The organism is Bacillus sp. ok061, from assembly GCF_900108285.1.
In the GTDB taxonomy this organism is placed as follows: domain Bacteria; phylum Bacillota; class Bacilli; order Bacillales; family Bacillaceae_G; genus Bacillus_A; species Bacillus_A thuringiensis_S.
In genome coordinates, this window is sequence record NZ_FNUW01000016.1 from 82,644 (window position 1) to 105,414 (window position 22,771).

The following is a 22,771-nucleotide window of genomic DNA, read 5'->3' on the forward strand; positions in this document are numbered from 1 at the left end:
TCTCATCCCCTTTGTTCTAATAAATCATTTACCATCTTTCGGAACTCTTTATTAAAGTCATCATCCATACTATTTTTCACATTTGAAAATAACATAACAAAAATTCCTTTTTCTTTATTAAAATTATTGAAAGTGTTCCAACCAGATAATACACCATGATTATGAAAATAATCTGGATATATATAAAAACTAAATGCATATTTCCGTTCTGCTGAAGGTGAAAACATTGCTTGTATACTTTGTTCAGAAAGAAGTTTTCCATTTATAATTGCTTCGTCTAACTTCTTCATATCTCCAACTGTCGTATACATCTCACCACAACCATATAGCCAATCCATGCCTAACTTCTGTGCTGGTACAAGCTCTTGATTTTTTTTCACATAACCCTTTGTAAAATTTTTATCTCCAGGTACCATATTTCCCATACCGGATTCATGCATATCTGCTTTTACAAATATATTTTCTTTTATGTAATCTCCTAAAGGTTTTTTCGATATATGTTCTATTATATAAGCAAGCACCATATAATTATAATCTGTATATCTCCAACCTGTTCCTGCAGGAAATTCTAAATTTTGACGTCCAATCCAATTAATTAACTGTAAACGGGAAGCAGCATTAACATTGCCTTTTGCATGTTCAGGTAAACCAGAGGTATGTGTTAATAAATGATATAGCGTAATATTTTTATTCTCCGGAAATGAAGGAATATATTTATTTACATTATCTTGAATATTCAATTTCCCTTGTTCTTGCAGCTGTAAAATAGATGTGGCAACAACTGTTTTCGTAATAGAACCGATACGATATTTTGTTTGAGGCGTATTTTCAATTTTATTTTGAACATCAGCATAGCCATATCCTTTATTCAATATAACATGCTCTTTATCTGTTACCAAAACTGTTCCATTAAATTGCTTTCCGACTAAATATTGATCTAATTTTTGAGATATGCTAGCGTAATCAATTTGTTGCTCTTCTTTTTCTTCTATATTCCCTTGCACTTCCGATTCAATAGTAGGATTCACCTTAGTTGTTAATACTGTGTTTTCCTTTATATTGGGGCTAACAAGAAAATAGTATACTCCGCCGCCAACTATAGCAGACAGTGAAGCCATTATCATTACTTTTTTTATCATGTCGATCCTCCATAATTCCTTCGCTAAAAATTGTCCCCCTATTCTATTATCAAACAATAAAAAAAAATCGCAACAATTTGTTGCGAAAAATTACATTTTTTCTTTTCTATACACACATACTTGATTCTTTCCATTTTTTTTCGCTTCATATAAAGCAATGTCCGCTCGTTGCATTAACTCTTCTCTTGTAGTTCCTTGTTCATATAACGCAACTCCAAAGCTAGCTGTTAACTTCGAAATTCCAGTGAATTGTTTTGTTTCAATGAAGAATCGTAATGACTCCGCAACTTGAAATGCTTCCTTTTCCACTGTATTTGTCACCAATATAATGAATTCTTCTCCTCCCCATCTTGCAAATACATGTTGCTGCTCCACTTTAGATTTCATAAGCTCTGCAAGTTGTATTAATGCCAAATCGCCAAAATCATGACCATATGTGTCATTAACTGTTTTAAAATTATCTATATCAAATAAAATGATTGCTATTTTCTCATCACTACGTATTACCTTTTCCCACTCTACCTCTAGTATTTGTTGAAACTTTAAACGATTATAAATCTCTGTCAATGAATCTACCATAGCAAGTCTTTCTTGTTCTTGATAAATTTCATCTAATTCTGTAATTTCCGTGCACTTTACAATAAATCTTGATAAATCTTCTGGCAATGGTGTCGCACGTAATAGAAAAGTAGATACTGTCCCTTCATAATTTGACATCTTAATTCTTCTACCACTTGATAAAGTATCGTCTAGCCATGTTATATCATGCGTCGTCGAGTAGTATCCATTTTCTCTAATAAAATGTTCAGCAAATACTAAATGTTGCTCACGATAGGCAAACAAATTTTCATATCCGAAAAACGTTAAAAAATTTGTATTACAATCAACAATCTCATCATCTTCTACTATAAATAATAAATCATTTTGAAAATCAAACATCGTTTGAAGCAATTCCTGTTGCAAACTAACTTGCCTTACTAAAGAAAGTTGATACAAACTCTTATTCACTTCTTCTAATACTGCTTGTGGAGTTACAGGGGCTATTACAATATTACGTATTCCTAATGCAAGTACATCTGTAAATTCTTTTGTTATTTGTTGATCCCAAATGACAATGAATGTACTTTGCGGGGTATACATATTCTTTATATATTTGATTTGAGAATAATCTGTTACATACATAATTATAATGTGCGGTTTTGTTCTTTGAAATAATAGTTCGCCCTCTTCAAAACTATTTGCTATAAACATACATTTTGGATGGATATTTTCTATCGTTTGTTGATGCTTACATCCATTTTCTATATAAAGGACATTTAACTGCAGATCTTGTAACACATTTTGGAAAACCGTATTCTCTAATAAAAAATGTAGTATGTTCATCACTAGTCTTCACTCACTTCATATATCTTGTTCTACTGAATTCCTCACAAACATTTTTAAAAGACTGTTCTCCAATAAACATTAATTTGTGAGAGATACATATTAACAAGCTAATTGAGAATGTTATCTTCCCTTTTCACTCTATAAATTCCTTTTTTAGTGTATGATTATAGGAATTATATCGTTTGTATGAATGCCCTAGCTTATTTCTTAAAACTTGACAATTAAAATAAAGATATTATATTCTTAAATTCGACAACTTACAAAATGTAAGTAATATACATTGAGTTTTCCCGATAATTTCATATACAATTTGGAGGATATATAATGACAAACGATAACTTTTTTAACGTTCTATATGAACGCACATCTACACGTGCATTCAACCCAAATAAAGAAATCTCATCTACAGAATTACATGAGATTTTAAAAGCCGCAGCACAAGCACCTTCTGCTTGGAACTTACAACACTGGAAATTCCTTGTTTTTCAAGGTGAAGATGTACAAAAACGATTACACCCAATAGCTTATAACCAACAACAAATTCTTGACGCTTCTGCAGTAGTCGCTATTTTAGGTGATTTAGAAGCTTATAAAAATGTTGAGCCAGTGTATGGTCCAATTGTAGAACAAGGATTTATGAAAGAAGAAGCAAAAGAACGCTTAGCTAAAAATATTGAATCTGCATATGCTCGTGAACAATTCCCGAGAGATGCTGCCTTTTCAAATGCATCTTTAGCAGCAATGCAACTTATGCTTGCAGCTAAAGCAACTGGTTGGGATACTTGTGCTATTGGTGGCTTCAATCCACAAGCACTGACAGACGAATTTAACGTTTCATCTCGTTACGTTCCAATTATGCTTATTACAATTGGTGAATCAACTTTAAAAGGTCACCCTGCACCACGTATGAGCGTAGAGCAAGTGAGTGAGTGGGCAAAATAATAAAAAACGAAGGTAACTACATTACCTTCGTTTTTTATTTCCTGTCATACTTTTGTAATATTACTACAAATCATTCGACATTTATACTTATAGAAAAGTATATTCTATTCCTTTATCATAAATAAACGTGACGTTTTGTGTCGAATTTTGTTAAGGTATTGAAATATACCCGTGTGTTTTTATTACAATTGTGATACAATGATAACAAATAGATAACAAGAGAGGGATTTTCATTGAGTTCATACGGAAGCTTGATCGCACTTTTATGTTACATAGTAACTGTACTGCTTCTATATTTTATTGGTGATGCCGCAAACATCTCCATTTTACAATTCCCAAAAGAAGAAGCATTTCAATTAGAATCAGAAAAACATACTGCACGATCCATCGTACCACTACTCCTAGCTCTTCCTGTATATATCGTCGTTTTATATAAAAGTAAAAAAGTGTAAAGGCTACCCATTTCGTTTATTTTGGTGGTTTTTACATTTTTTTGTTATATTACCCCTATTTTAAACATCATTCCATACTAAACACCCAGCTAGTCATTTAAAATGAGAAAATCCCCTAGAAAAAATTCCACTCTCTGTCCAGTCACTAACTACCGAACTTACATAGATTATAAGTGTGAAGGGGGTGATGAGGATTATGTTTGGATCATTTGGATGCTGTGATAACTTTAGAGACTGTCATCATCATGAAAGAGAGCACAACCATCGTGAGAAAGAGAGAGTAGAAATTAGACCACAACGACCTGCTGTATGTAACGTACTTGCAAATCTTTCTATAGGCACTGAAGTTTCGCTTCTTAAACTAAAAGGAAATGGAACATTCCGCAATTTAGTTTTTGAGGGGTTCTGTAACGGTATTGCTCTATTCTCTGCATTAAGAAGAGATAACGACAAAGACAACAACAAAGATGATAAGAATGGAAACAATCGTAATGACGATAGATTTGAAGGGATTCTACGTGTTTGCCCAGAAGATGTTATCGCAATTGCTCTTTAAGAGAAGTTTAATCAATAAAATCACCTAAGGTATGTGTAATAAAAAAACCTGAGACCGATTTCAAATCGACTCAGGTTTTTTACTATTATATGCTTTTAACTAATTCAACAACTTCTTCAGCAGTTGACATCATTAATGCTTTTTCTGCTAATGTCTCCATTTCTGCTTTTGACAACTTGCTTAGTTGTGTTCTTGCAGGAAGAATAGATGTTGCACTCATACTGAACTCATCTAAACCTAATCCTAATAATAATGGGATAGCAAGTGAATCGCCTGCCATCTCACCACACATACCAGCCCATTTGCCTTCTTTATGAGCAGCATCGATAACCATTTTTACAAGACGTAAAATAGATGGGTTATATGGTTGGTATAAGTATGATACTTGTTCGTTCATACGGTCTGCAGCCATTGTGTATTGGATTAAATCATTTGTTCCGATAGAGAAGAAGTCAACTTCTTTCGCGAATTGATCTGCTAATACCGCTGAAGCTGGGATTTCAACCATCATACCAACTTCAATAGAATCAGAAACAGTAGTACCCGCTTCTACAAGTTTTGCTTTCTCTTCTAATAAAATCGCTTTCGCTTGACGGAACTCATCAAGAGTTGCAATCATTGGGAACATAATTTTTAAGTTACCGTATACGCTAGCACGAAGTAATGCACGAAGTTGTGTACGGAACACATCTTGCTCATCAAGACATAAGCGAATTGCACGGTATCCTAAGAATGGGTTCATTTCTTTTGGTAAATGTAAGTATGGAAGCTCTTTATCTCCACCGATGTCAAGTGTACGAACAACAACTGGTTGACCTTCTTTTACACCTTCAAGAACTGCTTTATACGCTTCGAACTGCTCTTCTTCTGTTGGAAGATTGTCACGGCCCATGTATAAGAATTCTGTACGGTATAAACCAACGCCTTCTCCACCATTATCGATAATACCTTGTACATCATTTGGTGTTCCGATATTTGCAACAAGCTCAACGTGATGTCCGTCACTTGTTACAGTAGCTTGGTCTTTTAATTTTGCCCATACAGCTTTTTGCTCTTCAAATTTCGCTTTCTTTTCTTCAAACGAACGAAGAGTTTCTTCTGATGGGTTTACAATTACTTCTCCATCTAAACCGTCAATGATAACGATATCGCCGTTTTGGATTTTTTCCATAACAACTTTCGCACCAACAACAGCTGGAATTTCCATAGAACGAGCCATAATTGCAGAGTGAGATGTACGTCCACCGATATCAGTAGTGAAACCTTTTGCATACTTACGGTTTAACTGAGCTGTATCAGATGGCGTTAAATCTTCAGCAATGATGATTACTTCTTCAGAAATTGTACCAGGATTTGAGAAGTTAATTCCTAGTAAATGTGCAAGAACGCGTTTTGTTACGTCACGAATGTCCGCAGCACGTTCTTTCATATATTCGTTATCCATGTTTTCAAACATAGAAATAAACATTGATGCAACTTCATCCATTGCAAATTCAGCATTTACTTTTTCGCTATTTACTTTGTCTTTTACTGGGTTTACTAGTTCTGGATCATTTAACACTAATAAATGTGCTTCAAAGATCGCAGCTTTGTCAGCACCTAGCTCAGCAAATGCGTGGTCCTTAATAGCTTCTAATTCAGTTTTTGCTTTCTCAAGCGCAGCGTCTAAGCGTGCAATTTCTGCAGCTTCATTTGTAATTGATTTCTTTTCGATGTTAAATTCAGGATTTTCAAGTCTGAAAGCCTTTGCAATAGCAATCCCACTTGATGCAGCGATCCCTTGAATGTTAAGAGTCATTATTCTCCTAATCCTTCGTTTTTCATAGTTTCTTCGATAGCTGCTAGTGCTTGAGCTGCATCATCACCATTTGCAGTGATTTTAATTTCTGCGTTTTGTTGAATGCCTAAAGACATAACGCCCATGATTGATTTTAAGTTAACGTTCTTTCCGTTATACTCTAAGTTAATGTCAGAACCAAATTTGCTTGCAGTGTTTACAAGTAGAGTTGCTGGACGAGCATGAATTCCTGAGTCGCTAGTTACTTTAAAGATTTTTTCCATGATAATTTATCTCCTTTAAATTACAGTTTTTTTTAGTTGTATAGACGTGAGTACTACATCATCTATTGTATATAATAGGCGATGTTCGGTCAACCACATCGCCTATTATAATTATAAACATTTTGCGTCAAATTCCTACTGAATGTCAATAATAGCGGTTTCGCCCTTCTTAACATTTCCATCTTTTTTCAATTCGACTTGTTGCCCTTGTTGTAAATTTGTAAATACAATTGGTGTAATGATAGATGGTGCATTTTCTTTTACAAATGCAAGATCTACTTTTAATAATGGTTGGCCTTGCTTCACTTTATCACCTTGTGCGACAAGTGCCTCGAATCCTTCACCATTTAATTTTACAGTATCAATACCAAAGTGGATTAAAATTTCTTTTCCGCCTTCAGATTGAATACCAATCGCATGTTTTGTAGGGAATACATTGACAATTTCACCATTAACTGGAGAAACTACTGTTCCTTCAGTTGGCTCAATTGCAAATCCGTCTCCCATCATTTTTCCTGAGAATACTTGGTCAGGTACTTCTGTAATCGGTAAGATTTTCCCTTCAATTGGTGATACAATTGTTTCATTTTCATCAACTTTTTGAGGAGTTTCTTCCACTTTTACAGGTTCTTCTTTTTCAACATGAGGTGTACGGCCTGACATTATATCATGAATTTGTGATTTTAACGTGTCAGATTTCGGTCCGAAAATAGCTTGAATGTTATTTCCAACTTCAAGTACACCAGCTGCTCCAAGTTCTTTTAAGCGGTCTTTGTTTACATTCTTTTGTTCGTTAACTTGAACACGTAAACGAGTAATACAAGCATCTAAAGAAGCAATGTTTTCTTTACCACCAAGTGCTACTAATACTTCACGAGGAAGTTCGCCTGCTTCTGCTTTTCCTGCACCGTCATTCGCATTTGCCTCTTCACGACCAGGTGTTTTTAGATTCCATTTACGGATTGCAAAGCGGAATCCGAAGTAGTAAATAACTGCTAGTACAAGACCAACAATAATTACCCACCACCATGCTGTACGGCCTGGTAGTACACCGAATAATAGGAAGTCAATTAAACCACCAGAGAATGTCATACCAATTTTAACACCTAAAATTTGCATTGTCATAAATGATAGACCAGCAAATACAGCGTGAATTCCGAATAATACTGGCGCTACGAATAAGAATGAAAATTCAAGTGGCTCTGTAATACCTGTTAAGAAAGATGTTAATGCTGCAGAACCTAAAATACCTGCTGCTAATTTTTTATTTTCTGGACGTGCTTCATGGTACATTGCTAAAGCTGCTGCTGGAAGACCGAACATCATGAACGGATACTTACCAGTTGTAAATGTACCTGCTGTTAATTCTACACCGTCTTTTAACTGTGCCATAAAGATTTTTTGGTCACCGCGGATTAATTCGCCAGCTGCATTTGTATACTGACCGAATTCGAACCAGAACGGTGAATAGAAAATGTGATGTAGTCCAAATGGAATTAATGAACGTTCAATTAAACCGAATATAAATGCTGCGATTGTTCTATTTGCATCAATCATTTGATGTGAGAACGTGTTTAAGCCACCTTGAATGTATGGCCAAACGAAGCACATAATAATACCTACTATTAAAGAGAATGTTGCAGTTGCGATCGGTACGAAACGCTTACCTGCAAAGAAACCTAAGTATGATGGTAATTCAATGTTGAAGTATTTATTATAGCAATATGCCGCTACTATACCGACGATAATACCACCAAATACCCCTGTTTGTAGCGTTGGAATACCTAATACGTTTGCATACGCTGGATCTGTAAATCCAATTTTTACTGGGTCTGCTCCAGAACTTGTTACTTTCACTAGCTTATCTACTTCTAAGAACACACTCATCGTTTTGTTCATAATTAAGTAGCCGACGAATGCTGCTAAACCAGCTACTCCGTCTCCACCAGCTAAACCAATTGCTACCCCAACTGCGAATAATAATGCAAGGTTAGCGAAAATAATATCACCAGATTGTTCCATAATTTTTGCAACCATTACGAACCAATCTGCTTTTAAAGCAGGAATAACATTTGTTAACTGTGGATTTTGAAATGCATTACCAAATCCAAGTAAAATACCTGCCGCCGGTAAAATCGCTACTGGAAGCATTAACGCTTTTCCGACTTTTTGAAGAACACCAAAGATCTTCTTAAACATGGAAACCCTTCCTCTCTTATCTATATTGATACCTTCCGACAAACGCCAAAAAGACATGAGGAAAAAAAGATAGAACGATAGCTATACAAAGGGTAGTATATCCCTTTCTCTAGCTTACATTCCTTACTTTTCTCCACTCATGCCTGATCGAATCAGTAACACGTGTCAAAAATAGGTTTACGTATAAGTTCACTATAATTAAGGCAAACGTTTTCGTTTCACCTTAATGTGTTTGTCGAAATTTGTATAACTTTGCAATAGTTATTATACATAACTATTGTAAGCGATTCAATCATTTTTTTTAACGTTTTCATTTTAGACAAAAATATATGACTTCTTACACATGCTCTGCCTTTACTAAGCGTTGCAAGTGCATCGTTAAATAAATACTTTCCGCTTCATATACAGGTAGTTGCAACTCTTTTTGCATGACCTTAACTAGCTTCCAAGCTACGTTATAGCAAACTGGATACTCCGCCTTTAATAAATCAGCAAAACTTTGCGATTCCTCTACTTTTTCTCCTTTTTTCACCCTCTCAATAGCATATTGAAGATGACGAATAAGGCGTAAATAATGAATGCTCTCTTGATCTAATGTAATTTGTAAGTTTGTCTCAATTAAAGATACAAGTTGTGCAATGAGACGGGAGTTTTGATTAACTGAAGATAAATCAGAATTTGTAAGCGAACTGTAAATGTGAAGTGCAATAAAACCAATTTCTCCTTCTGGCAATGTAATTTGCAAACGAGAATTTAAAAGTTCTACAACACCTTCCGCAATTTCATATTCCTCTGGATAGAGCATTTTTGTTTCAACTAAAAAAGGATTATCAATTGTAAGTCCTTGTTTTAACCTTTTAATCGCAAATGAAATATGATCTGTTAACGCAATATGAATATGTTCATTTAGTGGAGATTTCGCTTTTTCTTGAATGTACAGCATAATATCGTTCATCAATTCAATTAATTTTTCACTAACATGCGGCACTAATAATTTATATTGTTCACGATCACGTTCATTTTTTAAGACAAACATTTTTTCGATTTGTTCTTGCTCCAATACATCTTTCGCTTTTTTCCCAAATCCAATTCCTTTACCAATCACTACTACTTCCTCGTGTTCAGGATGGCTAGCAATGATGACATTATTATTTAAAACTTTTTTAATTTCTAGATAATTATTCATATAACACCACCCTCGTACTTAAATAGCCTACTTTTATGTTACAGAATATTCTTCTTTGTCGTCAATGTAAAACATCTGCCATTTAATAAAAATTCATTTTTTAGACATGTTTATATATGATGCGTATAATGTAAGAGCAACTGTACATAGAAAGGAGATAACAGCATGATTAAAATGTTTGTAAGTGATATCGATGGTACAATGATGCAACACGGAGGTCTTATTGATGAACAAGATGTCGCGGCACTACGCAGCCTTGCCGAGCAAAATGTTATTCTTTGCTTTGCTTCCGGAAGACTTGGTAATGAAATTGCAGACTTAATGAAAGCTGTAAATACAAATTTTCATCGCATTAGTGTAAATGGTGTTTTTGTATATACACATGAAAATAAACAACTATTATCTGCAACTTTTGATTCCAGCATACTTCCCGATTTGCTAGCTATGACAAATGAAAATCCTTATTTCCGTTATGTAAGTGATGAGCATAATTATTACATTGAAGAGAAAACACCTTTTATTCAAGAACTTGAACAACAAGTGACTATGACTTCTGTTGAAGAACCAAACTTACTACAGAAGATTGATGATACAATTTTCCCAAATAAAATTTCTGTCGGTGGAACAAAGGAGAGCTTACAACTCCTTCAGAAAAAAATTGATGAAAAATTCCACGGGAAAGTTAGTACTTTCATCTCCGCAGAACAATGTTTAGATGTAATGCCACCGAATGTTAGTAAAGGCTCTGCCATTTCTGTTTTATTAAATGAGTTTCAAATAAAACCTGAGGAAATTGCTTGTATAGGGGATTCTTACAATGATATTCCTATGTTTTCTTTAACTCCTCACAGTTTTGCTATGTCACAAGCAGATGATGCAGTAAAAAAACACGCTCACTATGTAGTAAATCACGTCAAAGATGCTGTTAACCACGTAATTGGTCATAATAAAAATACGACTCATTCCTTATAAGGATGAGTCGTATTTTTATTTCTTTACATGTTAACCATTTTCAATTCCACTGTACTTCACAAACTGAAATATACTATTTGTTACGTGCGATATTCGTAATAAATTTATAACGATCTCCACGATAAATACATTTCACATACTCTAGCGGTATCTCACCTTCTGAATATGACCATTGACGCATTACAAGTACAGGCGCCTTTTTAGGAATATGCAGATGTTCAGCTTCATTTTCCGTAGCAACGGAAGCTTCAATTGACTGAGTAGCGCTAACAAGTTTAAAGCCCAGTTTTTTCTCTAAATGTTCATATAAAGATTGTTGCAATATTTCTTCGTTAATATCTTTTACAAGAGCTGGCGACAAATATGTCGTCTCAAAAGCAATCGGTTCATCATCAGCTAAGCGAATACGCCTCACTTCATAAACCGATTCCCCCTCCTGTATTCTCAACCGGTCTGCTATTTTAGCAGTAGCTGGAACTAGGCGGAAACTAAGTAATTGACTACTTGGGTTCATCCCACGAGAAATCATGTCTTCTGTGAATCCCGTCATTCCTTGCAATTTTTGTTCCACTTTCGGAAGTTGGACAAATGTTCCAATTCCACGCTTCCGATATAAATAGCCTTGTTCCACTAAATTATTAATCGCCTGTCTGATTGTCATACGACTCACTTCGAACTTATCACAAAGTTCATTCTCAGATGGGATTTTATCTCCCGGCTTCCATTCGCCGTCCTCAATTAGCTGTTTCACCCACTCTTGAATCTGATAATAGATCGGAAATGGTGAATACTTGTCGATGTTCATCAGCAATCGCCTCACTGCATAAAGATAGAGCTTCTTGATCTGCAATTACGGTTACATTCGGATGACGTTGTAAAACTGTAGCCGGACACTCTTCACTATATTCACCTTGCAATAATTCTTTAACAGCTTCTGCCTTTTTAGAACCCATAGCAACAAGTAGAACTTGTTTCGCTTTCATAATGCTTCCAATTCCCATTGTAATCGCATGAGTTGGCACATCTTCTTCTTTTTCGAAGAAGCGAAGGTTTGCTTGGCGTGTAGATTCTGTTAATTCAACAATGTTCGTTGGAGAATTAAACGATGTTCCTGGCTCGTTAAATCCGATGTGACCGTTTTCACCGATTCCAAGAATCTGTAGGTCAACTGGGTTAGCAGCTAGAATGCCCTCGTAACGTTTGCACTCTTCCTCTAAATCACTTGCCATCCCGTTTGGTACATAAGTTTGTTTAAATGGAAGATGATCAAACAACTGTTCTTGCATGAAATAGTGATAGCTGTTTTTATCTTCATGTGGTAAATTTACGTACTCATCTAAGTTTACAGTGGTTACACGGCTTGTATCAAGTTTATTTTTTCGCATTTCTGCATAAATACCTAATGGAGAGCTTCCTGTAGCCATTCCTAATGTTGGATTTTCTTTTGTTTTTACAACTTCTTCAATTAATTTATAGCCTGCTTCTGCTAGTTCTTCTGGAGTTTTTACAACAAGAATATTCATTTAATTACTTCCCTTCCTTCATATGAATTCCTAAACGAACCGTATCATATACATGTAAATCTTCATTCATCACAACAAAGTCTGCATCTTTTCCTACCGCTAATGCACCTTTATTATTTAACCCAAACTCTTCTGCTTGGTTAACTGATGTCATCAGTACTGCATCTTCGATTGAACAACCTGTAAATTCAATTACATTTCGGAAAGCTTGATCCATTTTTAGAATACTACCAGCTAACGTTCCATCTTCTAATCGAGCACTACCATCTTTTACATGTACTGGCTGTCCGCCAAGCTCATATAATCCATCTTCAAGACCTTTTGCGCGCATTGCGTCAGTAATAACACTTACTTTTTTCGGTCCTTTTAACTTATATGCTAATTTCACCATATCAGGGTGAATATGAATACCATCTGTAATTACTTCAACCATTACATCTGGATTTAATAACACATGACCAACAACTCCTGGTTCACGGTGATGTAATCCACGCATTTGATTGTATAAATGTGTCGCATGTGTAATCTTTCTATTTTTTAGTTGTGCATCAATTGCATCTGTATGCCCCATTGTGCCAACTACACCAGTTTCAGCAAGATATTGTTCAAACTCTAATGCTCCCTCTTCTTCTGGTGCATATGTTACTAATTTAATTAAATTCCCACTTGCTTCTTGCCATTGTTTAAATTGCTCAATATTTGCAGGAACGATATGTTCAAGTGGTTGTGCACCTGCACGTTTCTTTGAAACATAAGGTCCTTCTAAGTGAATATATTCGAAATGCGCTCCTTTTTCTTTTGCTTCTTTCGCAGCAGTTAGCGCTGCTTCAATTGCCTCTGGAGCTTGTGTCATTGTTGTTGGGAAGTAAGTTGTAACCCCTTCTTTTAACATTTCTTTACCTAGAGTTACTAACCCATCGCTATTTGCATCCATCGCATCAATATCGTATCCACCATGAATATGAACATCGATCATACCTGGAATTACAATCTTCCCTGTAGCATCAAAAACAGTTTCATTTTCTTGTGGTACATATTGAGCCATCAAACCAATTTCTTTAATGGTTTCTGCGTAACGAATAAATCCGTTTTCCACTATTTCTTGACCTGTGTAAATTTTGGCATTGATGACAATTTGCGTTTTCATTTTCATCGATCCTTTCCCATGAAATACCTACTTATTATTATTACCTTATTCGCCTAGTTCCATCTTAATATATGCACGAGTAGTTGTCTATACATTCTAATAAAATTTCCTTTTTATTCAACAAAAAAGGAAATTTCTTACGTCCCTTATAACTATAATATATAATATTCATTTTTCCAAAAAGGGACAGTATCCACCCCTAATATAGAAATCACTTCAACAATGGCATTAACCCACTAGATTCTAACATAACATGTTCACCATCTGTTTCTATTTCTACTGTACGTTTATTAGTTCTATGTACCATTATACCGTGCCTTTTTAAGCGTTTTACTACACTTTGGTGAGGATGTCCATACGGATTACTACTCCCGTAAGACAGAATAGCAAACTGCGGTTCCACTTTTTTTATAAACGTTTCACTTGTTGAAGTATAAGAGCCGTGATGCCCCACTTTTAAAACATCTGCATGTACATCAAATTGTTTTAATATTTCATGTTCTGTCCGTACATCCGCGTCACCCATTAATAAAAAATCCGCTTTTCCATATCGTACCTTCAAAACAATTGAGGATTCATTATTTTCATCTTTTGATTTCCCATTGTTTAATACTTGTATAGAAACATGTGGATCCAGCGGTATATATTGCCCTTCCTTTACTGAAACGAAAGGTATCCCTCTTTTTTTAATATTATTCCGATATGTATGATAAGTAAGAGAACTATATGTTTTTCCGCTATCTAATATAAGCGATACCGGCATTTGCTCTACAATTGGAATTAGCCCCCCTATATGATCCATATCGGGATGCGTACTGACAATTACATCTAAATGATTAATCCCTTTCTCAATTAATTTCTGAATAATAACCTCTCCTGCTTCATAAGGTCCTCCATCAATTAACATTGTTTGTCCGTTTGGCATTATAATAAGTGTTGCATCACCTTGCCCCACTTTTAAAAAGCTCACTTTCATTTTACTAAGATGTTGCCGATGCATATGTAAAGGAGACGTAGTATGAATGGACATCATATACCTTTTAGCTGATGCGCTATTTAAAGAAAAACATAATAAAACAGAAACTAATAATAGAATAATCCGCATACCTCTCATAACTCGTCTCCTTTTTTCATTTAGTATGGCACTGTAAATAATTGATATACAAAAAAGCTTAGCAAAATGCTAAGCTTTTATTTCGATATCTCTTGTAAGGAACCGAAGAATAAATCCGCTTCATTCATTTGTTCATTCTCTTCAGAAAGCGGCGGTAAATCATCTAATGTTTTCAATCCAAATGTGTCCAAAAATTCTTTTGTTGTTCCGTATAAAATAGGACGCCCTGGTCCTTCCGCTCTTCCCATTTCTTTTATAAGTAAATGTGAAACCAACGTTTGTAACGCCTTATCGGTTTTAACTCCTCTAATCTCTTCCATTTCAGTCCTTGTGATTGGTTGACGATATGCAACAATCGCTAACGTTTCGAGAGCAGCTTGTGAGAGCGAAGCAGCTGTTGGTGTATCTATTAATTTTTGATAATATGAAGCATGTTCTTTCTTTGTAGCAAAACGATATACTTTTGCATACTGTACAATTTGCAAACCACGGTTTGCACCTTCACATTCTTGTTGCATTTCTTCTAAAATATTAATTACTTCATTCATTTCAATTTCAAGAACTTTCGCTATTTGTTCTGGATAAATCCCTTCATCACCAGAAACAAATAAAAGGCCTTCAATAATTGACTTTTGTTCTTTCCTATCCATTTCACGAGCTCCTTCCTTCTATTTTCCCATAAAAATACACATCAAAAAACCGAATCACAATCAATGCGTTCGGTTCAATATTTTTTCTCTTGTTCCAAACGATACATTAAAACATAGCATGAGATAAAGTGTTTCTATCCCAATTTCACATACTTGCCCTATGTAGATTTATTAGAGCTTGATACGAAAATTTCATCAAAATTATGTTCTTGCTCAATTATGATTTGTTGATTTTTCATAAGTTCCAGAACTGCTAAAAATGTTACAACCATTATTTCACGTTCATCATCAACAAACAAATCATAAAAACTTTGGCGACCACCCTTTATTTTTAACTGCTTTAAAATATCAGTCATTCGCTGTTCAATTGGTATTTCTTGACGAGTAATACGTGTTGTTACAGGTTTTTTTGCCTTTTTACGGCGCATTAATTTTTGAAATGCCGCTAGCATATCATATAACGTAACATCAAGAGGCAAGCTTGTCTCTTCTTCTTGTTGCAACGATGTAAAGTCAATTGGTGGACGTGTATATAGCTGTGCTCTTTCTTGTTCTCTTTCTTTTAACTCAGTAGCAACTTGCTTATATTTCTTATATTCAATTAACCTCTCCATCAATTCTTGACGAGGATCATCTATAAAATCATCACCGTTATCAAGTACATCTTCTTCATGTTTCGGCAACAACATTTTACTTTTAATTTGTAATAACGTTGCGGCCATTACTAAATACTCACTTGCAACATCTAATTGAAGTTCTTTCATCGTATGCACATAAGATAAATATTGCTCTGTAATATCTGCTACAGGAATATTATATATATCAATTTCATAACGATGTATTAAATGTAACAATAGATCTAAAGGCCCTTCAAAAGCCTCTACTTTAAAATTATATTGCACAAAGCATCCCACCACATTTTTTCTATAACAACATAAGTATAGAGCATACTCATGTTCTATCCAACCTTTTTAAGAAATTTAATTAAAAATAGACCGATGCCTATGTCATCATGCCCACCACTTCATATGATAACAGTGTAGTAAGAACAATGTAGGAGGTCAAAAAACTATGGGTCACGTTGATTGTGGTTTTAGCGGTGGGTTCGCATTACTTGTTGTACTGTTTATTTTACTAATTATTGTAGGAGCAGCTTGCTTCTGCTAATATGAACAATAACGGCTAGGGGGAAATCTCCTAGTCGTTTATTGTTCATATTTCTATGATACACTTATATGTATAACCGTTAGATAGGGGCGAGAACACATGTATCCTACCGAATACATACAATTTTTAATTCATTTCCAAGGAGATTACGACTATTTTGAATGCCACGAAATACTAGAAGAGTACTGGAAGACAAAACCACGAGGAAATCGTGATCATTACTTAGTTGGTCTCATTCAAATTGCAGTTTCTTTATACCACCAAAGACGTGCTAACTGGAATGGTTCCACAAAAATGATGAAAAGCGCAATCACAATTTTAGAAAAAAGCGGTGTGTCTTTACAACGTTTAGGAATTAATCAAGTACAACTTCTTTCCTTGCTCAATGAAAGATTGCAATCTATCCATAAAAAAGAACGTTTTGTACCTTTATTTTTACCCTTATCAGATTCATCGTTAGAGAAGCAGTGCATAGAGTTATGTCAAAAACAAAACCTCCCTTGGAAAGACTTGAATGCTATCCCGGGTGAATATATTATAAACAAGCACACTTTGCGTGATCGCACAGAAGTCATTACTGAACGAAACGAACAATTACAAAAAAGAAAGCAGAGATAATAAACTACTTATCTCTGCTTTCACGAATGTATATTTTGTTCTAGCCCTTTACATTTTTCGCAAAAATTTGCCGTTTGCTCATTTCCGCAAATTGTAAACTCAAGAAATTTATTCTTTAACTCTTGAACCATCTTCGTTCCAATCCCCACATGACGGTGAGACGGATTCACACTCAAATGCTGAATTTCTAATACTTGATTCTCTTTTTTTACAATCCCCATTATTCCAACAAAATCTTCATTCTCTTTCCACAAATACAATTGCCAATCATCTTTTGCTTCATATTCTTTCATTGTCAATTGTAATGTTTTCACATCTTTTTCAGTTGGCATAAACGAAAGAAGCCCCATTGCAATTTTTTCATAACTTTTTTTAAAACGAATTAACATAACCCTTATCCCTTCTTACAAAAGTTACAAACTAGTAATCCCCTCAATCACTCTTTTCATATCATATTCATTTTACAATATTTTCAACAGAGTGAGAAGAGCCTAAAACAACTTGATAATCATACAAAGCGAAAAGAAGAAAGTCAAATCTATGTTTCAGCACTATTCCTTTAATAAATAGAGTAAAAAAAGAAAATTTTATACGGAATGGAAAAAAACATATCATTCAACATCACTTCATTAATAGTTACCCTAAAGTAGCACTATTCTAGCAAAATTAATATAACAAAAAATATTTGTTGAAACATATAATGTAATGTATTCTATGTAATTTGTTAAAGGTTTGTTCTCACAAGCAATATATTTTAGCAACAATACTACTTGTATGATGAGCTGCAGAAGAAGTACCCCGTCCCATTTAAAAGTAAAAAAAGAGAGCAAAAGCTCTCTTTTTCCTTACCTTACTCTTCCCAAACTTTAACTTCTTTCATTACATCGCCTTGACGCATTTTTAATACTGTTTCAATACCGCTTGTTGCTTTACCGAATACAGTATGAACACCATCTAAATGCGGCTGTGGCTCATGAACGATAAAGAATTGGCTACCGCCTGTGTTACGACCAGCGTGAGCCATAGAAAGTGATCCTACAAGGTGTCTATGAGGGTTTCCATCAGTTTCACATGGAATAGAGTAACCTGGGCCACCTGCACCTGTACCTGTTGGGTCTCCACCTTGGCTTACGAAACCAGGAATAACACGGTGGAATGTAACACCGTCATAAAATCCTTGCTCTGCTAATTTTTTAAAGTTTTCTACTGTTTTCGGTGCTTCTTCTGGGAAAAATTCCAAGTCGATTTTTTCACCGTTTTCCATTAATATGTATCCTAAAGTTTTCATACGTATATGTCTCCTTTCAACTATCTCAGCACTATATTACCACATTCATGACTAGAAACAAAAAGAATCCGACAATCTAGATACTTCTTTTTTGAAATGTGGAAAAAGCTAGGTGACAAATAAGAAATATATACTATAATAACTTTGTTGCCCGAAAATTTTAGAAAGAGAAAGGGAGCGATTTTTCGTGAAAACGAAATTACTAGCTCTGCTATTAGCTGTAACGGTATTTATGATGCCAACAGCTTCATTTGCAGACATCATCGAGGGAGAATCAATTGTTACATTAGGAGAGAACTTATCTGAACAACAAAAACAAGATCTGTTAAAAGAAATGAAAGCACCGAAAGATGCTACAATTATTACTGTATCTAATGCGGAAGAACATAAATTTCTAGAAGGCATTGTTCCAAAAGCACAAATTGGTACGAGAGCAATTTCTTCTTCTATGATTACATACACAAAACCAGGATCTGGTCTTATTGTACGATCAAAGAATATTAACTGGGTAACAGATGCAATGTACACTAACGCTTTGATTACAGCAGGTGTAAAAGATGCAGAAATTCAAATTACTGCACCTTTTAAAGTTTCAGGAACTGCAGCTTTAACTGGATTAATGAAAGCATACGAAACTGCGTCCAATAAACAAATTCCTGAAGAAGTAAAAAAAGTAGCGAATGAAGAAATGGTACAAACAGCCCAGCTTGGTGATAAAATTGGTGAAGAAAAAGCAGTTCAACTTGTTGCAAAAATTAAAGAAGAAATTGCAAAAGAACAGCCAAAAACAACAGAAGATTTACGTTCATTAATTAAAAAAATTGCTGATCAATTAGGCATTACATTAACAGATGAACAGTTAGATAACTTAGTATCGTTATTTGATAAAATGAAGAATCTTAATATCGATTGGAATCAAGTTGGTAGTCAATTAAACAAAGCAAAAGAACACGTTTCTGCCTTTTTAGGATCTGAAGAAGGACAAAGTTTTCTAGATAAAGTGAAAGATTTCTTCTCAAGTATCATTGATTTTGTTAAATCTTTATTCAAGTAAAAAAGAAGCCCGCCAGTGACGGGCTTCTTTTTTATACAAGTAACGGTAATTTCATAACAGCCTCTTCAACCGAACGCACTATATGATTTGCTTTCTCCTTTACATATGGATGGGCATGATGAAGAGTAAATGAATGCGGGGTTACTTCAAACATAGAAATATCATTGAAAGAATCTCCAATACAAGCAACTTCATTTGCTTCAATTTGCAAATGGTCCATTAGTCGCTTTAGAGCACTCCCCTTACTCACGCCCCTTGGCATAATATCAACATAGCGTTTACCTGATATAAAAACTTCCGCTTCGCCTTGAAACGTATCTCGTAGCTCTTGATCTAGCGTCACAATTTTCTCTTCTTCACCAAAAACAAACAATTTTGCAGGGTGTACAGTCTTACCAAACTCTTCTTCTAACGCTTCAATTTCAGCGATATGCACGCCCATATACGCTTCAAAATTATGGTGATGTTCATTTTTCCTTTTTGTATATCGCTGCTCATTTGCACAAACAATATCCGCTAGTCCTTTTTTATGTATATATCGATATATTTCCTGGGCAGCCGCATTTTCAAAACTCGATTCATGAAATAAATTCCCATCCGGAAATAACATTGTCGCTCCATTTAAGCCAGTTGTGTAATATGGGAATGAAAACCTTTTTACAACTTCATCAATTCTGTGTGTAAAGCGGCCAGAGGCAAAACAAATATTTGTCCCTTTCTCAGCTAACCAACACAGCGCACGTTCATCTTCTTTTTGCATATGATTCACATCGTAAACGAGCGTGTCATCTAAATCACTTACAAATAATTTAATCATGTCCTCTTCCCCTTCCATACACAATATCTACTCTAAGTGTACACAAAAAATGTTTGATTTTTGTTAAAAAACAATAAATTTTTACTAAAAAAAATAAACGGGTACATAATCCCGTTTATTTTTGTCTTTTTACATTTTGAGGTCTTACTATACTTGGTCGTACTTTTAAACTAGACATTGTTGGACGGAGTAAAATTTTTGTTAATGCGCCCCAATCAAATGGTAAAAACGGCCATAAATAAGGTGTTTGTAAACTTTTTATAGACGTTAAAAATAAAATTAATATCGTCATACCAATTACAAATCCCATCTCATGGAAGAGACCTGTTAAAATAATAACAAACAATTTCCCAACCTTATTTCCGAGTCCCAATTCATAACTCGGTGTTGCATATGCACCAATCATTGAAACCGCTACATACAAAATTACTTCTGGCACAAACAAACCTACATCAATTGCAATTTGCCCAATTAATATAGCGGAAATCAACCCTGCTGCAGACGATAGCGGCGTTGGAGTATGAATAGCTGCCATCCTTAAAAACTCAAGTCCGACCTCTGCCATTAACACCTGTAATAAAATTGGTAAATGTGTCATCTTAGTCGGTCCAATAAAAGCAAGATTTGGTGGCAAAAGAGTTGGATCAAATACAAACACTAACCAAAATGGTAATAAAAATAACGAGAATATAACACCTAAAAAGCGCACCCAGCGTAAAAATGTACCGACAGCTGGATTTTGTCTAAACTCTTCTGCATGCTGTAAATGATGAAAATATGTTGTCGGTGTAATCATAGCACTTGGTGATGTGTCAACGAGTACTAACACATGCCCTTCTAGTAGATGATTTGCTGCTACATCTGGCCTTTCTGTATATCGAATAAGTGGGAATGGGTTATAGCTTTGCTTTACAACAAATTCTTCTACTGTTTTATCCGCCATCGTAATTCCATCTACATCGATGTTATTTAATTCTTGTTTTATAATCTTTACTAAGTCTGGGTTTGCAACATCTTGAACGTATGTAATACAAATATCCGTTTGTGATCTATCTCCTACTCGAATAATTTCATTTCGAAGACGTGGATCTCGAATTCTTCTACGAATTAATGCTGTATTTACAACGATATTTTCAACAAATCCATCTCTCGCGCCGCGTACTACCTTTTCGGTATCTGGTTCTGTCGGTGTTCGCCCTGGATAACTACGAACATCGATCGCGAACGCTTCCGTTTCACCTTCCACAAATATCACAATGAGTCCTGATAATACTTGGAGCATTACCTCATCCATCGTTTTCACTTTGCTTACTTGTTGATGGATTAAGCGATTCTCTAAAAGCTTCACTGTATCTTCTTCTACATCCCTTATCTCATTTGTATCCACCGCTTCTTCTAAAATAGGGATAATATAATTTGTATCACAAAGTCCGTTTACAAATAACACACCAATTTCTTTATTCAAAATTTGAAATTTACGAATGCCAACATCGTATGTAACGCCTAGTCCAACTGTCTGCTTTAAATAATTTTCATTGTCACTTATGAAAGTTGATATAGGGATATCCACTTTTTTAGGCTTCGTCATAAAAACCACTCCTTTCCAAAATTAATTGAATCGCTTTTCTAGTAATAGGTGACCCTCTCTCCCATTCATCATTCCCGCACATTTTACCAATATCACCAACTCCAACAATGACAGGAACATTTAAATCGTCTAAGCAATATATTGTATCTCCACTAATCCTGCCAATTTCACCATCTGGAAGTCCAAATTTATCAACACCGTATTCGGTTAAATTCCCATTCCGATCTACACTTACATCTACACGTGCCCATTCCCAACGATGCGTATTAGACGCTACTGCTAAAATTCCGAGCACATCAATTTGTTTATGGGTAGCCACATATTTTAAAGCCTTCTCACCAGATCCTTCTCCAATAAATCCACTGTCATCAAACATGACAAATACAGGGTCATATGGCGTTTGCATAATAAGCTCAACAACTCTTTTCCCTGTCAATTTGGTTGGATTACTTTGTGATGCTGAAATACACCTTCCCCCAAATTCCTTTGTTAAAAGCTCAATTGTCCGCTTTGCATATTCATCTCCATCTGTGACCAAAACAACCCTTCGTCTCATTTGATTTATCCTTTCGGTTTACATATAAGTGCTATAAAAAACGAAAACAATATCGCTGCGGAAATGCCCGCAGATGTTAAACTAAACATGCCAATACCAATTCCTAAATATCCATGTTTTTCTGCTGCATGCATTGCTCCGTGCAATAGTGAATGTCCAAAACTTGTAATAGGGACTGTTGCTCCAGCACCTGCAAACTTTATTAGTTTATCGTACAATCCAAATCCATCTAAAATTGCTCCGATGACTACAAAAGTTGCCATTAAATGAGCTGGTGTTAACTTTGCGAAATCTAACAATAGCTGCCCAATTACACAAATAGCTCCACCTACAAGAAATGCATATATAAAATCCAC

General features: G+C 35.0%; 25 protein-coding genes. 7 read left to right on the forward strand and 18 right to left on the reverse strand.

Annotation, left to right across the window (positions count from 1 at the left end; translation table 11 throughout):
- Positions 1 to 2: 2 nt before the first annotated feature.
- Both C4S65_RS20530 and C4S65_RS20535 read right to left on the reverse strand, forming a co-directional pair.
- Entirely contained in the window at positions 3 to 1,139 is a 1,137-nt protein-coding gene (locus tag C4S65_RS20530; RefSeq protein ID WP_140338022.1) for a serine hydrolase, read from the reverse strand.
- A gap of 90 nt (positions 1,140 to 1,229) precedes the next feature.
- A complete protein-coding gene (locus C4S65_RS20535) occupies positions 1,230 to 2,522 on the reverse strand; it encodes a GGDEF domain-containing protein (RefSeq protein ID WP_001023184.1) in 1,293 nt (430 codons plus the stop codon).
- A gap of 327 nt (positions 2,523 to 2,849) precedes the next feature.
- Between C4S65_RS20535 and C4S65_RS20540 the strand changes: the two genes are divergently transcribed.
- The 3 genes from C4S65_RS20540 to C4S65_RS20550 all read left to right on the forward strand — a co-directional run bounded on the left by C4S65_RS20540 (position 2,850) and on the right by C4S65_RS20550 (position 4,475).
- Positions 2,850 to 3,467, forward strand: a complete 618-nt coding sequence (locus C4S65_RS20540) for a nitroreductase family protein (RefSeq protein ID WP_000180387.1) — start codon at positions 2,850 to 2,852, stop codon at positions 3,465 to 3,467.
- Positions 3,468 to 3,700: 233 nt separating this feature from the next.
- A complete protein-coding gene (locus tag C4S65_RS20545) occupies positions 3,701 to 3,919 on the forward strand; it encodes a hypothetical protein (protein WP_000100494.1) in 219 nt (72 codons plus the stop codon).
- A 196-nt stretch (positions 3,920 to 4,115) separates the two neighbouring features.
- Positions 4,116 to 4,475 carry a DUF3915 family protein gene (locus C4S65_RS20550; protein ID WP_000468022.1) on the forward strand — a complete coding sequence of 120 codons (360 nt, stop codon included), beginning with the start codon at positions 4,116 to 4,118 and terminating at the stop codon, positions 4,473 to 4,475.
- 85 nt (positions 4,476 to 4,560) lie between these two features.
- Here C4S65_RS20550 and ptsP read toward each other — a convergent pair whose 3' ends face one another.
- The 4 genes from ptsP to glcT form a co-directional block, all read right to left on the reverse strand.
- Entirely contained in the window at positions 4,561 to 6,273 is a 1,713-nt protein-coding gene (gene ptsP, locus C4S65_RS20555; protein WP_061666337.1) for a phosphoenolpyruvate--protein phosphotransferase, read from the reverse strand.
- Positions 6,273 to 6,536 (reverse strand): phosphocarrier protein HPr, encoded by a 264-nt coding sequence (gene ptsH / locus C4S65_RS20560; protein ID WP_000411080.1) that lies wholly within the window; start codon positions 6,534 to 6,536, stop codon positions 6,273 to 6,275. Before ptsH ends, ptsP begins: the two co-directional genes overlap by 1 nt.
- Positions 6,537 to 6,671: 135 nt before the next feature.
- Complete coding sequence (gene ptsG / locus C4S65_RS20565) at positions 6,672 to 8,735, reverse strand: PTS glucose transporter subunit IIABC (protein ID WP_000473190.1); 2,064 nt, start codon at positions 8,733 to 8,735, stop codon at positions 6,672 to 6,674.
- A 337-nt stretch (positions 8,736 to 9,072) separates the two neighbouring features.
- Positions 9,073 to 9,921: a ptsGHI operon transcription antiterminator GlcT gene (glcT, locus tag C4S65_RS20570; RefSeq protein ID WP_001067323.1), complete on the reverse strand. Its 849-nt coding sequence runs from the start codon at positions 9,919 to 9,921 to the stop codon at positions 9,073 to 9,075.
- A gap of 165 nt (positions 9,922 to 10,086) precedes the next feature.
- Between glcT and C4S65_RS20575 the strand changes: the two genes are divergently transcribed.
- The gene (locus C4S65_RS20575) at positions 10,087 to 10,893 is read left to right on the forward strand and encodes an HAD family hydrolase (RefSeq protein WP_103945415.1); all 807 of its coding nucleotides are present in this window, start codon (positions 10,087 to 10,089) and stop codon (positions 10,891 to 10,893) included.
- Positions 10,894 to 10,966: 73 nt separating this feature from the next.
- Here the strand turns inward: C4S65_RS20575 and C4S65_RS20580 are convergent, their stop codons facing one another.
- From C4S65_RS20580 to scpA, 6 genes are all read right to left on the reverse strand, one after another.
- Positions 10,967 to 11,698, reverse strand: coding sequence for a GntR family transcriptional regulator (locus C4S65_RS20580; protein ID WP_014894892.1), 732 nt, complete (start codon positions 11,696 to 11,698; stop codon positions 10,967 to 10,969).
- On the reverse strand, positions 11,628 to 12,416 hold the full coding sequence (gene nagB, locus C4S65_RS20585; RefSeq protein WP_001024207.1) for a glucosamine-6-phosphate deaminase: 789 nt from the start codon (positions 12,414 to 12,416) through the stop codon (positions 11,628 to 11,630). The genes C4S65_RS20580 and nagB overlap by 71 nt, the downstream gene beginning before the upstream one ends.
- A 4-nt stretch (positions 12,417 to 12,420) precedes the next feature.
- Positions 12,421 to 13,563, reverse strand: a complete 1,143-nt coding sequence (gene nagA, locus C4S65_RS20590) for an N-acetylglucosamine-6-phosphate deacetylase (RefSeq protein WP_001987227.1) — start codon at positions 13,561 to 13,563, stop codon at positions 12,421 to 12,423.
- 211 nt (positions 13,564 to 13,774) lie between these two features.
- On the reverse strand, positions 13,775 to 14,677 hold the full coding sequence (locus C4S65_RS20595) for a ComEC/Rec2 family competence protein (RefSeq protein WP_001214827.1): 903 nt from the start codon (positions 14,675 to 14,677) through the stop codon (positions 13,775 to 13,777).
- A 77-nt stretch (positions 14,678 to 14,754) separates the two neighbouring features.
- Positions 14,755 to 15,327: a segregation/condensation protein ScpB gene (gene scpB, locus C4S65_RS20600; RefSeq protein WP_000375171.1), complete on the reverse strand. Its 573-nt coding sequence runs from the start codon at positions 15,325 to 15,327 to the stop codon at positions 14,755 to 14,757.
- A gap of 158 nt (positions 15,328 to 15,485) precedes the next feature.
- On the reverse strand, positions 15,486 to 16,229 hold the full coding sequence (gene scpA / locus C4S65_RS20610; protein ID WP_001199754.1) for a segregation/condensation protein A: 744 nt from the start codon (positions 16,227 to 16,229) through the stop codon (positions 15,486 to 15,488).
- A 169-nt stretch (positions 16,230 to 16,398) separates the two neighbouring features.
- Here scpA and C4S65_RS20615 point away from each other — a divergent pair, with 169 nt between their 5' ends.
- Together C4S65_RS20615 and C4S65_RS20620 are read left to right on the forward strand one after the other, a co-directional pair.
- Complete coding sequence (locus tag C4S65_RS20615; protein ID WP_000510194.1) at positions 16,399 to 16,494, forward strand: YjcZ family sporulation protein; 96 nt, start codon at positions 16,399 to 16,401, stop codon at positions 16,492 to 16,494.
- 99 nt (positions 16,495 to 16,593) lie between these two features.
- A complete protein-coding gene (locus C4S65_RS20620) occupies positions 16,594 to 17,112 on the forward strand; it encodes a DUF309 domain-containing protein (protein WP_061666336.1) in 519 nt (172 codons plus the stop codon).
- 20 nt (positions 17,113 to 17,132) lie between these two features.
- Here C4S65_RS20620 and ribT read toward each other — a convergent pair whose 3' ends face one another.
- Positions 17,133 to 17,501 carry a GNAT family N-acetyltransferase RibT gene (ribT, locus tag C4S65_RS20625; RefSeq protein WP_000908400.1) on the reverse strand — a complete coding sequence of 123 codons (369 nt, stop codon included), beginning with the start codon at positions 17,499 to 17,501 and terminating at the stop codon, positions 17,133 to 17,135.
- Positions 17,502 to 17,962: 461 nt separating this feature from the next.
- Positions 17,963 to 18,400, reverse strand: a complete 438-nt coding sequence (locus C4S65_RS20630; RefSeq protein ID WP_000853782.1) for a peptidylprolyl isomerase — start codon at positions 18,398 to 18,400, stop codon at positions 17,963 to 17,965.
- A gap of 187 nt (positions 18,401 to 18,587) precedes the next feature.
- Here C4S65_RS20630 and C4S65_RS20635 point away from each other — a divergent pair, with 187 nt between their 5' ends.
- Complete coding sequence (locus C4S65_RS20635; protein WP_000850515.1) at positions 18,588 to 19,454, forward strand: DUF1002 domain-containing protein; 867 nt, start codon at positions 18,588 to 18,590, stop codon at positions 19,452 to 19,454.
- Between the two features lie 31 nt (positions 19,455 to 19,485).
- Here C4S65_RS20635 and C4S65_RS20640 read toward each other — a convergent pair whose 3' ends face one another.
- The 4 genes from C4S65_RS20640 to spoVAE form a co-directional block, all read right to left on the reverse strand.
- Positions 19,486 to 20,289, reverse strand: a complete 804-nt coding sequence (locus C4S65_RS20640; RefSeq protein ID WP_003307772.1) for an HAD family hydrolase — start codon at positions 20,287 to 20,289, stop codon at positions 19,486 to 19,488.
- Positions 20,290 to 20,386: 97 nt separating this feature from the next.
- Positions 20,387 to 21,859 carry a spore germination protein SpoVAF gene (gene spoVAF / locus C4S65_RS20645; RefSeq protein ID WP_000165594.1) on the reverse strand — a complete coding sequence of 491 codons (1,473 nt, stop codon included), beginning with the start codon at positions 21,857 to 21,859 and terminating at the stop codon, positions 20,387 to 20,389.
- On the reverse strand, positions 21,846 to 22,415 hold the full coding sequence (locus tag C4S65_RS20650) for a stage V sporulation protein AE (protein ID WP_086407646.1): 570 nt from the start codon (positions 22,413 to 22,415) through the stop codon (positions 21,846 to 21,848). The genes spoVAF and C4S65_RS20650 overlap by 14 nt, the downstream gene beginning before the upstream one ends.
- Before the next feature lie 5 nt (positions 22,416 to 22,420).
- Entirely contained in the window at positions 22,421 to 22,771 is a 351-nt protein-coding gene (gene spoVAE, locus C4S65_RS20655; RefSeq protein WP_000345907.1) for a stage V sporulation protein AE, read from the reverse strand.